Annotated in this window: 10 protein-coding genes; 4 read left to right on the top strand and 6 right to left on the bottom strand. The window is 54.9% G+C overall.

Features of this window, described 5'->3' with window-relative positions; translation table 11 throughout:
* Positions 1 to 47 precede the first annotated feature (47 nt).
* Together Kalk_RS21695 and coaBC are read right to left on the bottom strand one after the other, a co-directional pair.
* The gene (locus Kalk_RS21695; protein WP_101894158.1) at positions 48 to 2687 is read right to left on the bottom strand and encodes a phosphomannomutase/phosphoglucomutase; all 2640 of its coding nucleotides are present in this window, start codon (positions 2685 to 2687) and stop codon (positions 48 to 50) included.
* A gap of 86 nt (positions 2688 to 2773) precedes the next feature.
* A complete protein-coding gene (coaBC, locus tag Kalk_RS10255; protein WP_101894157.1) occupies positions 2774 to 3985 on the bottom strand; it encodes a bifunctional phosphopantothenoylcysteine decarboxylase/phosphopantothenate--cysteine ligase CoaBC in 1212 nt (403 codons plus the stop codon).
* Between the two features lie 179 nt (positions 3986 to 4164).
* Between coaBC and radC the strand changes: the two genes are divergently transcribed.
* A complete protein-coding gene (gene radC / locus Kalk_RS10250) occupies positions 4165 to 4839 on the top strand; it encodes a RadC family protein (protein WP_101894156.1) in 675 nt (224 codons plus the stop codon).
* On the opposite strand, the gene Kalk_RS21690 is transcribed toward radC, so the two are convergent.
* Both Kalk_RS21690 and Kalk_RS10240 read right to left on the bottom strand, forming a co-directional pair.
* Complete coding sequence (locus Kalk_RS21690) at positions 4782 to 7226, bottom strand: flavin-containing monooxygenase (protein WP_101894155.1); 2445 nt, start codon at positions 7224 to 7226, stop codon at positions 4782 to 4784. The two genes, radC and Kalk_RS21690, sit on opposite strands and share 58 nt — an antisense overlap.
* Positions 7219 to 8868, bottom strand: a complete 1650-nt coding sequence (locus tag Kalk_RS10240; protein ID WP_101894154.1) for a GMC family oxidoreductase — start codon at positions 8866 to 8868, stop codon at positions 7219 to 7221. The genes Kalk_RS21690 and Kalk_RS10240 overlap by 8 nt, the downstream gene beginning before the upstream one ends.
* A 263-nt stretch (positions 8869 to 9131) precedes the next feature.
* On the opposite strand from Kalk_RS10240, the gene rpmB reads away from it, so the two are divergent.
* The 3 genes from rpmB to Kalk_RS10225 all read left to right on the top strand — a co-directional run bounded on the left by rpmB (position 9132) and on the right by Kalk_RS10225 (position 10905).
* Positions 9132 to 9368 carry a 50S ribosomal protein L28 gene (rpmB, locus tag Kalk_RS10235; RefSeq protein ID WP_101894153.1) on the top strand — a complete coding sequence of 79 codons (237 nt, stop codon included), beginning with the start codon at positions 9132 to 9134 and terminating at the stop codon, positions 9366 to 9368.
* 12 nt (positions 9369 to 9380) lie between these two features.
* Positions 9381 to 9536, top strand: coding sequence for a 50S ribosomal protein L33 (gene rpmG / locus Kalk_RS10230; protein ID WP_101894152.1), 156 nt, complete (start codon positions 9381 to 9383; stop codon positions 9534 to 9536).
* A 154-nt stretch (positions 9537 to 9690) separates the two neighbouring features.
* On the top strand, positions 9691 to 10905 hold the full coding sequence (locus Kalk_RS10225; RefSeq protein ID WP_101894151.1) for an EAL and HDOD domain-containing protein: 1215 nt from the start codon (positions 9691 to 9693) through the stop codon (positions 10903 to 10905).
* Between the two features lie 18 nt (positions 10906 to 10923).
* On the opposite strand, the gene Kalk_RS21210 is transcribed toward Kalk_RS10225, so the two are convergent.
* Together Kalk_RS21210 and Kalk_RS10205 are read right to left on the bottom strand one after the other, a co-directional pair.
* Complete coding sequence (locus tag Kalk_RS21210) at positions 10924 to 12255, bottom strand: HD domain-containing phosphohydrolase (protein ID WP_158643424.1); 1332 nt, start codon at positions 12253 to 12255, stop codon at positions 10924 to 10926.
* Between the two features lies 1 nt (position 12256).
* Complete coding sequence (locus Kalk_RS10205; protein ID WP_101894148.1) at positions 12257 to 14101, bottom strand: ATP-binding protein; 1845 nt, start codon at positions 14099 to 14101, stop codon at positions 12257 to 12259.

Here is a 14101-nt window from a genome sequence, read left to right as displayed (position 1 = left end):
GGACAGTATATGCCCGGCGTCCACGTGTTTACGTCAATGTCTGATAACTAGAAAGAGATGTTCAGGCTGGGTTCAACGGCCAATAATTGCTCGCGAAACACGGATTTTACGTTTTCCAGCGCGGCTTCGGTATCGCCCTCAAAGCGGGCAACCAGTACCGGAGTGGTGTTGGATGCGCGGATTAGCCCCCAGCTATCAGGGAAGTCTACCCTGACTCCATCGACTTTGACCAGATTCCCGCCCGCAAAATTGCCCTGAGATTCCAGTTTTTCCATTATTTTGAACTTGGTGGACTCGGAAACCTTGATGTGAAGCTCGGGCGTGCTGACTTTTTCCGGGAATTCCTCGAATACTTGTTCCGCTTCGAACGGCTCCATGGAGAGGATTTCCAGTAACCGGGCGGCGCTGTAGAGGGCATCGTCAAAGCCATACCAGCGGTCGTTAAAGAAGATATGGCCTGAGAGTTCACCTCCCACCACGGCTCCGGTTTCTTTCATCTTGGCTTTCATGAGGGAGTGGCCGGTGGCGCACATGATGGCGCGGCCGCCGAGGTTGCTCACCAGTTCGGCGACATCACGGGTACATTTTACGTCGTAGAGCACGTCGGCCCCCGGGTTGCGGGCCAACAGGTCGCGGGCGTACAGCATCAGCATGCGGTCAGGCCAGATGATTTTGCCACTGGCGGTCACCAGGCCCAGGCGATCGCCGTCGCCGTCCAGGGCAAGTCCCAGTTCAGCGCCTTCGGCCTGAACGGTGCGGATCAGGTCTTCCAGGTTCTCCGGGACGCTGGGGTCCGGGTGGTGGTTAGGGAAATCCCCATCCACGTCGGTGTAAAGTGGCGTCACCATGCAACCCAGTGATTCCAGCAATTGGCAGGTGAGGGGGCCGGCCACGCCATTGCCCGTATCCACCACAATGCGCATGGGCTTGGCTAATACGACGTCGCTGCAGATGCGCTCGAGGTATTCTGGGGCGATGTCGATCGCTTCGTAACGCCCCTGTCCTTTGACCAGTTTGCCGTCGTCCAGCCGTTTACGCAGGCCTTGAATGCGCTCTTTGGAGAGAGTTTCATCGTTTATGACGATTTTGAATCCGTTGTAGTCCGCCGGGTTGTGGCTGCCAGTGACCATGACGCCGCTCTGGGTGCGCTGGGTTTTGGTGGCGTAATACAGGATGGGAGTGGGCACCATGCCGATATCGATGACATCGCAGCCGGTGGATTGGAGGCCTTCCGCCAGGGATTCGGCTAACTCGCTGCTGGAGTGACGGCCATCACGGGCCACGATGACGGCATCTTGCCCGCACTCTTTGGCCTCGCTGCCGATGGCAGCACCCAGTGCATAGGCAACGTCACGGTCGATGGTGTCGCCGACGATGCCGCGGATGTCGTAGGCTCTGAAAATCAGCGGAGATACCTTGATGTCTATGCTGGCCAGTTCGGGCTCTGCTATTTCCATCTGATCCAGTTCCAGCGGGTTGTCGTCAATATCCGCTGCGGCACTCAGCAGGTCATCGTCGTCATTGTCCAGATCCAGATCCAGCACATCGTTGTTGCGGTAGGTGGGGTCAAAGTCAGGCATGGGCTTGTCGTCGGCCGACTTGGTTCCAGCCTTGGCTTTGGCCAGCACCTTGGCCTGTTTGACTTCGTATTCGTCGAACAGGCGGGACAGGGTTTGGGCCAGCGATGCGAAAATCCCCAGGGTGAAGGGCTTGCTGGTTTTTTCGCGCATGAGTTGGGATTGGAAGAAAGCGGCCATCGCCATGGCGTTGGTTTGCAGTGCGCGATTGAGCATGAAATAACTGGCGCTGGAAAATCCCAATACCAGAATCACGGACAGCCCCACGAGCACCCACACCATGGCGCTGTTGTTGGCGATAACGTTGGTGTCGGCGGCGGGATAGAAGCGGGCGCTCCAGTGTGGGATGTCACCCTTGGCTTCGTAGCCGTTCCCCGTTTTGTGCTGTGCATTGCCGCTGCTGTACATCACCACAGGCTGGTTGGAGAAGGTCTGGATAACTTCAACATAACCCAGGCTGGGATCCAGCCCGGACATGTTTTTGCGCAAAGCGCTGAGCTCAAAACTCACCAGCAGGGTGCCCAGGGTTTTGTCCTGCTCGCGGATTGCTTTGACTATGGTCAGATAGGATTTCTTGTCGTGCTGATGGATTTCCGGTGCAGCGTTATTCTTTTTCTCGGCTTTGGCCACCATGTCCAATTGGGGAAAACTGATGGGAGGGACGCTGTCTGGGTCTTTTGCGGCCTTGCCCTTTTTGAACAGGTGAATGTTACTGGCTGCGGGGAACAGTTCCATTAGTTGCTGCTGGCGGCGCTCTATGGCGCTGTTGTCGGCCAGTATGGCGTCTTTTACCAGGGCACTATTGGCTACCTGCTGTACAGAAGCCTGATAGCTGCGGCCAAGCTGAACCAGTTCATTCAGGTATTGTTTGGCTTGTGCTTCCCCGAAGAGGGACATTTGCTGATTGGCACTTGGCTGTATCACCAGGAACAACAGCAGTGCGCCGCAGATGGCTACTGCCAGGGCGGATCCCGCGATGGCGGGCAGCATGATGGCGAGAAGACCGGATTTGATGGAGCTTTTGGCTTTCTTGCTGGTGTCCGGGTTGGTCGTTTCCGCGTCAGATGTTGGCTCTGCGGCGGCGGGCGACTTTTTTGCTTTCTTAACCATGGAGTGTCCTGCTCAGAGTTTGGTCATGGCCATTTTTGTTATCCAAGTCATTATTAGCGTAGCAGTTCTGGCCAACACTGCTTAGGCTATCGAGCTTTTTTGTAATGTGCGCTGATGAGGGTCACAAGGTCACGGGCGATCTGTGCCTTGCTGGCCAATTCCAGGGGCTGTTGCCCCTCTGGCCAGATCACTGTGACGGCGTTCTGGTCGCTGTTAAAGCCGATATCCGTGCGGCTTACGTCATTGGCAACGATCATATCCAGGCCTTTGCGCTGGATTTTCTGGCGAGCGTAGTTTTCCACATCCTGGGTTTCCGCAGCGAATCCAACGGTAAAGGGCTTGGGGCTGTGTTTGGCTACGGCGGCGACGATGTCGGGGTTTTCCACCAGGGTGAGTGTCATGGCACCGCTGCTATTATGCTGCTTTTTTATTTTCTGATTGTGTGAATTTTCCACACGAAAATCTGCCACTGCGGCTGTTGCGATAAATATATCGGTCTGAATCAGGGCATTCATGCTGGCAGCATACATGTCCTGGGCGCTCACCACGTCGATGCGTTTAACGCGTTCAGGGGTGGGCAGGTTCACCGGGCCGCTGATCAGGGTGACCTCGGCACCGGCATCGCGGGCCGCTTCGGCAATGGCGTAACCCATCTTACCGGAACTGTGGTTGCTGATGTAGCGCACCGGGTCGATGGCTTCGCGGGTGGGGCCTGCCGTAATGGTAACGCGGGTGCCGGTAAGGATCTGACGTGGGAACAGGTCGGCAGTGAGTTGGGCCAGTTGGGTCGGTTCCAGCATACGGCCGGGGCCCACGTCGCCGCAGGCCTGTTCACCCTCGGCAGGGCCAAAGAGGTGGACGCCGCGCTGCTGCAATAGCGCCACGTTGTCCTGGTTGGAGCGGGCCGCCCACATGGCCTGATTCATGGCAGGGGCCACTGCCAGGGGGCAGCGAGCGGCTAAGCACAGGGTAGTGAGAAGGTCGTTGCCATGGCCGTGGGCCATGCGGGCCAGAAAATCGGCACTGGCGGGGGCCACCAGAATCAGATCCCCCCAGCGTGCCAGCTCGATATGGCCCATGGCCGCTTCGGCCTCGGTATCCAGCAGGGTGGTGTGTACCGGGTTGCCTGACAGCGCCTGTAATGTGAGGGGGGTAATGAATTCCTGAGCAGCGGCGGTCATTACTGCACGTACATCCGCCCCCAGCTCTTTGAGACGGCGAATCAGTTCAGCGCTCTTGTAGGCAGCAATGCCGCCGGTCACGCCGAGCACAATGCGGCGGTTCGCCAGTTCCAGCATAGTGTATTGATTCCAGTGACTTATCGTAGACAGTGTAGTGCATGTTAAAAGGCTGGACGCCGCTTCACAAGTGTTCAACGTGTAAGTGGGGAAATCACCCCGGCTTTTTCGTGTTGGCTGTCTATGTGCCAGGGGCATTGGAAAGTGAAAATTGGAAAGTGGAATAAGGAAAACAGTCGATGGCAATCACGGATTGGCCGGTGGATGAGCGACCACGGGAAAAAATGCTGGCGCGAGGGGGTGACGCACTGACCGACAGCGAGCTGCTGGCGATCTTTCTGCGTACCGGGGTGCAGGGAAAAAGTGCAGTGGAGCTGGCGCGGGAGATCCTGTCGCGCTTTGGTGGCCTGCGCGGTGCCATGGAGGCGTCGCCGGATCAGTTCAGTGAGATCCATGGAATGGGGACAGCAAAGTGGGCGCAGTTGCAGGCCTGCCTTGAGCTGGGGCGACGTTATCTGGAGTCCACTCTGGATCGTGGCGAGGCCTTTACCAGCCCGGTCCTCACCCGGCGTTTTTTGCAGGCGCGGCTGCGGGCCTATCACCACGAGGTGTTCGCTTGTTTATTTCTGGATAATCAGAATCGCCTGATTCGCTTTGAAGAGATGTTCACAGGGACGATTGATGGTGCCTCGGTGTATCCGCGAGAGGTGGTGAAGCGGGTGCTGGCGTTGAATGCAGCGGCGGTGATCTTTGCCCACAACCACCCCAGTGGTGTGGCGGAGCCCAGTCAGGCGGATTGCCACATCACCCAGCGCCTGCAAGCGGCGCTGGATTTGGTGGATGTGCGGGTGTTGGATCATTTTGTGGTGGGGGATGGTGAGGTGGTGTCTATGGCAGAGCGGGGGATGCTGTAGCCGGTGGCTCGGTTCGCAAAATCTGCCAATGCCTTGATAGCCTTGCGGGCGGAGCGCAGCTGTGGCGCTGCCAGTTGAAACACGTGCCACCGTGCGCTGTATATTTCCAATGATGCTTCAACACCATCGGAACGGGCTTTGTCTGCCAGGCGGGTGGAGTCAGCCAGCAGAATTTCATCTTCCCCCACTTGAATCAGCATCGGGGCCAGGCCGCTCAGGTCGTGTTCAAGCAGGGGGCGGCCGGGCTGTGGCCCTTCGTACCACTGGGTGGCTTGTCGCAGCCAGCCCTGCCTTAACATCGGGTCACGCTGGGCGTTGCTGTGCAGGGTGTCGCCGCCCAGGCTGTTATCCACAAAGGGGGACAGCAGCATCAGCCCTGCCGGTTGTGGCCGGCCCGCTTGTTTTAATTTAAGTGCCAGAGCCAGCGTCAGCCCGCCGCCGGCAGAATCTCCGGCGATAACGATATCCGCCGGGCGATAGCCTTTCTTGAGCAGCAGATCAAAGCTGGCCAGGGCATCGTCCAGGGCTGCGGGATACGGGTGCTCCGGTGCCAGCCGGTAGTCTGGCACCCACACATCCATGGTGGCGGTGGCGGCCAAATGGCTGGTGAGGCTGCGGTGAGTGAAGGGGCTGCCCAGGCAGAATGCGCCGCCGTGCAAATAGAGGACAACACCACCGGCGCCATTGCCTTTTGGTGCTAATACCTCACCCTGGATGCTGCCTTCTTCAAAGCGGTAGCGCAAAGCGCGGGAGCTGGCAGGCATGGTCAGGGCCAGTATTTTGCTCAGCCCGCGCTGGCTGCCGACACTGAAAGGCGGCCCGATAAAAGGTTTGAAGGCCAGCCGCATCATGTTCCGTAAAATGGCTGCGCTGATCCACTCCAGCCTGCCCGGCTCCACCAGCACAGAGGTGTCGGTCGATGGCGCCTGGCGTTCAAAACGATAGCCTGCCAGAGGCATGAACTTGGTGAGCCAGCGATAGCGTAACGTGTTGCCCGCCCAGTTCACGCTGTTGTGGCCGTTGGCGTCCACGTACCAGCTTTTGCAGCCATTCCACACGCTCAGTTGCAGCATCTTTTGCACTCGGCGATTGAATTGGCGGAAATGATCCACGTCCAGATCCATATGTTGTACCTGCTGGGTGCGCATAAACCTCAGGCAGCGCCTGACGTGGGCGATCTGGCTTTCCAGCATGTAGATAATGGAGTTGTGTCCCAGGTTGGTGTTGGGGCCATAGAGCATGAAAAAGTTGGGGAAGTCCGGCACGGTAATGCCAAGATAGGCTTCTGCGCCCTGTTGCCAGACGCTGTTCAGGCTTTTGCCGCTGCGTCCGGTGATGGTCATGGGGGCAAGAAACTCGGTGGCGGCGAACCCGGTGCCATAGATGATGACATCCACCGGGTAGCGTTGGCCGGACTGGGTTTCAACGGCATCCTTGCTGATGCAAGCGATGCTGTCGGTGACCAAATCCACGTTGGGTCTGGCCATGGTTTCCAGATATTCATTGCTCAGCAGGATGCGTTTGCAGCCGATCGGAAAGTCCGGTGTCAGCTTTTGCTGCAGGGTCGGGTCTTTCACCTGTTGTTTCAGCATGCGCAAAAACGGCCATTTTACCATGGGCGTCATCAGCCAGCTCCAGCGACTGAAGCCTATGGAGCGTGATTCGAAGTTCAGGTAAATCTTCAGCCGATAGAGTTTGGTGAGAACAGGAAAGCGCTGCAGCAGCTTCAGTTCCAGTTGTGTATAACTTCTATCCTTGCGAGGCAGGAAATAATTAGGGGTGCGCTGGAACACATGGAGTTGCTTGGTGCGCTTGGCGATCTCAGGTACAAACTGCACCGCCGAGGCGCCGCTGCCAATGACGGCAACGGTTTTCCCGGTCAGCTCCACCTGGTTATCCCACTGGGCGGAGTGAAAGCGGGGCCCATCGAATTGGTCAATACCGGGAATGTCTGGCAGCAGGGGGCGACTGAGCTGGCCGGTGGCGGTGATCAGGTAGCGGCAGTTCAGTAATTCACCGCTGGTGAGCTGTACTTGCCAGCAATTGGTCGCCCTGTCGTAACCGGCGCTTTGCACTTCAGCACCAAACCGCACCCGGCGACGCACATCGTATTTGTCGGCGCAGTGATTGAGGTAGTCCAGAATCTCTGGCTGGGGAGCAAACACATGGCTCCAGCGGGGGTTGGGCTCGAAAGAGAACGAATACAAGTGGGAGGGCACATCACAGGCGGCACCGGGGTAGCCGTTGTCGCGCCACACGCCCCCCACATCATCGCGCTTTTCCAGCAGCGTGATGTCGTCGAACCCGTTTTTTTGCAGCTCGATGGCCATACCCAAGCCAGCAAAGCCGGTGCCGATGATAATGACAGACTGGTCTGAATCAAGCATTGGCGGGCTCCTGTCGGGATGCTGCCTCCTGAGTTGCTGCACTGATCCGGCTGACGCCGCGGATCATATCCACCGCTTTTTCGGCGATCATCATGGCGGGAGCATTGGTGTTGCCACCGATGAGAGTAGGCATGATGGAGGCGTCCACCACCCGCAGCCCTTCCAGGCCTCGCACCCTCAGCTCGGGGTCCACCACTGCCATGTCGTCTATCCCCATTTTGCAGCTGCCCACCGGATGGTACACGGTATCGACCCGATCCCGCAGGATCTGGCGTATTTCGTCATCACTGTGAACGTCGGAGGTGAAGGTATCTTCCTCAATCCATTTAGCGATGGCGGGAGAATTCATCAGGCGGCGAGTGATCTTGTAACCGGCTACCAGATCCTCCAGATCCTGAGGATCTTTCAAAAACGCCGGGTCGATCAGGGGGGGCTGAGCAGGGTCGGCGCTGGCCAGCGTAACACTGCCGTGGCTGCGCGGGCGCAATAGGCACACATGACAGGAGAAGCCCTGTTTATAGTGCTTTTTGCGACCGTGATCGTCCACCAGCCCGGTGACCAGATGCAGCTGAATGTCCGGGGCCTTAAGATCCTTGCGGGTTTTCAGAAAAGCACCGGCCTCGGCAAAGTTGGATGTCCAGATACCCTTGCGCTCTTTGCGATAGGGTTTGATTCCTTTCAGCAGTCTCAGGATGCCTCCCGGGGTCAGGCCAAAGGTATCCATGCTGCTGGTGGTATAGCCAAAGATAAAATCAGGGTGATCCTGCAGATTCTTGCCCACTCCCGGCAGGTGATGCACCAAGGGCACCTTGTGGGTGGCCAGTTCAGCCTGATCCCCCACCCCGGACAGCATCAACAGCTGTGGCGATTGGAATGCCCCGGCGGCCAGAATGACCTCCTTGCGCGCGTACAGACTACGAACCCGCTTACCCTGCTTGACCTCCACCCCCACCGCGCGCTTGCCCTCAAACAGAATGCGCTGGACCTGAGCCTGGGTTTCCACCGATAAATTAGGGCGGCGGTTGATGTGAGGCAGCAGGTAGGCGCGGGCGCTGCTCCAGCGTTCACCGTGTTTCTGGGTTACTTGAAACACCCCGGCACCCTCTTGTTCGGCGCCATTGAAATCATCCAGTACCGGGATATCACATTCCCTGGCGGCATTCAGAAAGTAATCGTGAAAAGGGCTGCCAGTGCGAATGTCACTGACCCAGAGCGGCCCATTGCGACCGTGATACTCGTTATCAATGCGCTCATTGTGCTCGCTGAGGCAAAAATAGGGCAGCACATCCTGGTAAGACCAGCCCTCATTGCCCAACTGTGCCCACTGATCGTAATCAGAGCGATGGCCGCGAATATAAACCATGGCATTGATGGCAGAAGACCCCCCCAGGGTTTTGCCCCTGGGCTGAAAACCCCTGCGCCCCCCCAGGCCTGGCTGCGGAACGGTTTGCAGAGCCCAGTTATTGAGGGAGGTCGACCCCATCATCACCACCCCGGCGGGAATATTGATCACCGCGCTGTCACCACTGCCCCCGGCCTCCAGCAGGCACAGGCTTACCGCCGGGTCTTCGGTCAGCCTGCCGGCCAGTACACAGCCAGCGGAACCGCCCCCCACCACCAGATAGTCAAACCAGTCGCTCATGCCCTTTCTCCTTGTTATCGTTTTGGGTGAAACTGTTTCCCTTAAGCGTTTCAGTTTAGAACGAAAGCCTTCCAGCGGACACTGGCCGGAAGCGACAATTGGGCTGGCCCTAACCGGCTTTGGCCCGCCATTTACATGCTTTTCGGACGGATTGGTTGATTTTGACAAGTGGGTTTGGTATAAAGCAGCCCCCCAGATCAGGGTAACGATTTTATTTTGATAGGTTGTGTCGAGCAGCGATATGGCCGATTTGGAGACGAGTAATGGCTAAGGTTTGTCAGGTGACCGGTAAGCGTCCGATCACTGGTAATAATGTTTCACACGCAAACAACAAAACCAAGCGCCGTTTTGAGCCCAACCTGCACCACCACCGCTTTTGGGTTGAGAGCGAGAAGCGCTTTGTAAGACTGCGTGTATCTTCTAAAGGTATGCGTATCATCGACAAAAAGGGCATCGACATCATTTTGTCTGAAATCCGTGCCCGCGGCGAAAAAGTGTAAGGAGTCAGTATCATGCGTGATAAAATTCGATTGGTTTCTAGCGCCGGTACTGGGTATTTCTACACCACTACCAAGAACAAGCGCACCATGCCTGAGAAAATGGAGATCAAAAAGTTTGATCCCAAAATTCGCAAGCACGTAATGTTCAAGGAAGCTAAAATCAAGTAATTGATTTTAAAGCTGAATTGAGAAAAGCCGGGTTGGAGCCTTCCAGCCCGGCTTTTTGCGTTTAAGGCATATATAAGCGCCCCCACACGTTTACCTTCGATGGATTTATGCCACACTTAATCGAGGCTTTGTCCGATTAAGTGGAAGTAACCGAATGGAAATATTCCTGGCGCGCCAGCCAGTGTTTGATCGTAACCTCAACGCAGTCGCGTACGAACTATTGTTTCGCAGTGGCAACGTGGGCACTGCGATTATTGATGATCCCACCAAAGCCACCATGCAAGTCATGGTGAATGCCTTCTCTGAAATCGGATTGGAAAAAATCACCAATGGCAAACCGGCCCTGGTCAACATTACCCACGATATTCTAGTGCGCGGAGACCTGCCCAAAGGCCTGCAGAAGCTGCTGATTCCAGAAGTGCTGGAAGATGTGGTGGTGGATGGCAATGTCATTCAGGAAGTAAAGAACCTGGTGGCACTGGGTTACAAGGTGGCGCTGGATGATTTTGTGTATTCCGATGCCTGGCGGCCACTTATTGGCCTGGCTCATTACATCAAGCTGGATGTGATGGCCCTTGGAACAGCCGGGGTCAGAGAACAGCTGGCACGTCTTAAAGCCTGTGGCAACGTGCAGGGCAAGCTGCTGGCGGAGAAAGTTGAAACCCACGAAGAGTACGAGCTATACAAGGCGCTGGGCTTCGATTTTTTTCAGGGCTATTTTCTCAGCAAACCCCATGTCATGGTGGGCCAGTCGGTGCCCGCTTCCAGCCTTGTGATCACGTCACTGCTGGGAGAGGTCAGTAAGCATGATTACGATGTTGATCGGGTGGCTCACATCCTTGCTCAGGATCCGCGCCTATCCTACAAATTGATGCGGGTGGTGAATTCGGCCTCATTTGGTTTGTCGCGCACCGTTAAATCCATTGACGATACCATCGTATTGCTGGGGGCCTATGAGCTGAAGCGCTGGGCAGCCATGCTGGCGTTCTCGGCGGTGGACAACAAGGCCAGCGAGCTGATGGTGACCGCAATCATCCGTGCCAAAATGTGTGAATTGGTGGCAAAGCGACTACAGCGTCAGCACCCTGGCAGCTATTTTACGGCAGGCTTGCTAAGCATGTTGGATGCATTGCTGGATCGCCCCTTAGAGCAAATATTCTCCCAGATGCCCCTGTCGGCGGAGTTGGAATTGGCGTTGCTCACCGGTAGTGGTGACATTGGTTGCGTATTGCTTTCGGTAAAAGCCTATGAAGATGGGCGCTTCGATGACATTCCCACCATGGGGCTGGAGGCCACGGATATGTGGGAGGTCTATATGGAAGCCCTGGAATGGGCCGATGTCGCGCGGCACAGCATGTTGGGGGAATAGTCGGTTATGGCAGTGGCCTCAGTCAGTGTTGGTTTGTTTCACTGATATTAATAACTTGGTTTCAAACGCTGTTTCGAATTGCTTCAGCTTTTTAATATGCGCATCGCTCAGGGTGCGGCCCGCCACCAGCATCACCATGCCATGCTGGTTAATCAGATCCTGACTAAGCACCATGCCTGGCTCGATCTTGTCGAGGGGTAAGACCACCTCTTTATCGTTTGCCAGCAGCAGACGGACCTTGTCGACGACCTTATCAAACGCCGATACCACCACAGGGTCGTAGCGTTTACCTGATTCCTGGATAATGAATTCATGCGCCTGCAAATCGTGCAATGCTCTGCCCATAAAGTTATTCGGAAGCAGCAAGTTATCGTAATCGTTCGCCACCGCCACGATGCGCGCGCCGAGCGGAATTGCATCGCCGGAAAGTTTGCCAGGGAAGCCTTTGCCGTCATAGCGTTCATGATGGCTGCGCACGATGGCGGCCGCTTCACGCAGCGGGTCAAATGATAACAGCGCGCTTTCTCCCAGCAGAGCGTGCTGTTGATAACGCTTGGTTTCCAATGGCGAAAAGCTGTCCGGGGATTTGGCGCGAATGGATTGTTCCAAGCCAAGCTTTCCGATGTCATGCAGCAACGCACCGAAAAATAGCTGGCGCAAATCACGATCATCCAAACCCATGGCTTCGCCTATCAACTTGGCAATGTTTGCGACCCGCGACGAGTGATTCTTCTTGGTGCGTTCATTCAGTTCAACCAAATGGCTGAGCAGGGGAACCGACTGATAGTAGCTTTCTTGCAGTTCCTGGTAGGCCAGATCCAACTGTTGAGCGGTCTGTTCCAGTTCTGCCGTGCGGCTACGGATAATGGTTTCCTGATTTTCGGTAAGGGCCTGCAGTTGCGCCCGTTGTTGTTCTTTGATTATCAGTAATGCCTGGTTATGTTCTCGCAGGCGTTTGAGTTCCAGCGCGTTGTGCACCACCTGGATAAGTTGATCGTCATCCCAGGGTTTGGAAACGTATTGCGAAATACGACCTTCATTGATAGCGCGTATGGTGGATTCAATATCGGAATAACCGGTCAGTAGTATACGGGCGCTGTCGGGCCAGCGTTCCGCAGCCTGGGCCAGAAACGTCGCGCCGTCCATGCCGGGCATTCTCATATCTGACAGAATGACATCTACCGTTGTTTCCTCAAGCACAGACAGCGCCTCGGCTGCGCTGGCTTGAGTAATAACGATGTAGTCGTCTTCATCCTCAAACAGTCGTGCCAGGCTGGAGCGAATATGGGCTTCGTCATCTACGATCAGAAGAGTCGTTGAGCTAACAGGTGCGTGATCTGCAACGCTCATATCAGGCTGCCTTGTCATCAGATAGTTTGCGGGAAATGGGCAAAGTAATGGTAAATGTTGTGCCCTCTCCGGGGCGGGATTTAACCGAAAGTTCCCCGTTGTGTTTTTTGATGATGCCATAGGATAACGATAATCCTAACCCTGTGCCCTTGCCGACTTCCTTGGTGGTAAAGAAAGGATCGAATATCTTGCCGATGATTTTTTCTGGGATGCCACAACCGTCATCTTCAACTTCGATGGTGATCGTGTCCTTTTGGGCGGACGTGCGCAAGTAGATGTTGCCGGAGTTTTCCATGGCGTGAGCGGAGTTCACCAGCAGATTCATGATCACTTGGTTGATTTGAGAGGGCACACACTCAACATTGGGTAGTTCGCCGTATTCCTTGTGCACAACCGCCTTGTACTTGATTTCATTCCAGGCGATATTGAGGGTGCTGTCGATGCCAGCGTGAAGGTCTGTCCATTGCCATTCAGCTTCATCAATACGGGAGAAATCCTTCAGATCCTGAACAATTTGTTTGACGCGAGTGACGCCCTCCATGGATTCATCAATAACAGCCAACATGTTGCGCTTGATGGAATCAATTTTTAAGGCTTTCTTCTTTTGATTGATGGTTGTCATCAAGTCTTCATCTGCTATTCCAGACAGGCTGGCGTCCAGTGTTGTGATCAATTCCAGTGCGCGGTCAGCATACTTTTTCAACATGGTTAGGTTGGAATTAATAAAGCCGACGGGGTTGTTGATCTCATGGGCTACGCCTGCGGCAAGCTGACCCAGTGATGCTAACTTTTCCTGCTGGATGAGCTGGTTTTGAGCCTCCTCGAGCTGCTTATTCATGTTTTGAATTTTTTGATTTTTGGAAAGCAGTTCTGCTTGAAACTCTATGCGACTGAAAATCTCATCGGTTAAATCACTGTTGATGGCTGTGAGATCGTTAGCGCGTTGTACTGCAAGGTTTGCCAGGTTCTTTATGGAGCGGCGGGCGACAATAAACTGGATGCAAAGTGAAATAGTGAACACCAGGCTGAATGCCACCAGAATCCATTTTAGAAAGCTGGCGCTTTGCAGGGTTTCCAATGTGTTTTGGGTGGCAAGAGTCAGGTGTGTATCGTCGAAATCGTATTGGCTCACGTAGAGATCGACATCCTTTATGTGACTATTAATGTCGACGGAGGTGGACAGCCCGAATGAATCGGTCAGCGTTAAGTGTGCGTGTTGTGTGCTTGTCATGCCGCTGATTAATGATGGCAGTGGCGCTGCAGAAATGATAATCATTGGGGCTTCTGGTTTTTCAGAAGGCAGGATCAGAATGTGGGCAACGTATTTAATACTGTCGCCTGGGAATTGTAAATTAATGAATGCGTTCTCGTTGGCGTGATTGCGCACCAAGGGCGTAATATGATTGACCAGATACTGCAGATGGGTTTGCCGCGATTCTGATGCTGGTTCGATATAGTTCAAGTTCTTGTAGTTCAAAGTGGCGACAAACTCGATGTTAGAGTGCGCGCCGAGTAATCGAAGTGAGAAACTCTTGAATTCGTCTGCATCTACAAATGAGGATGATTCGATAAAACCCCTGATTGCATTGGTGTTTTGCTTTTGAGTAGTCAGATTACGATTTGCTTCATTGTAGTAAGCACGCTCATTGGTTTCAGCGATGGTGATTTCGACATGGTTTTCCCACTGAATCGCAGAATATAGAGCGATAATGGTAACAATAATGCCCACCACGACAATAAAGAGCAGTGGCAGGTAACTGTCCAGGCGCATTTTCAGACGGTGGTCGTCGCTGTCGGCCATCATCTGGGCCATGAGCACCATTTGGTCGGTGGAGTTTTTACTCAT

Origin of the sequence: Ketobacter alkanivorans (assembly GCF_002863865.1) — a bacterium.
In the GTDB taxonomy this organism is placed as follows: Bacteria; Pseudomonadota; Gammaproteobacteria; order Pseudomonadales; family Ketobacteraceae; genus Ketobacter; species Ketobacter alkanivorans.
Note: the sequence above shows the minus strand (reverse complement) of the source record. Positions and strands in the feature narration are given on the sequence as shown.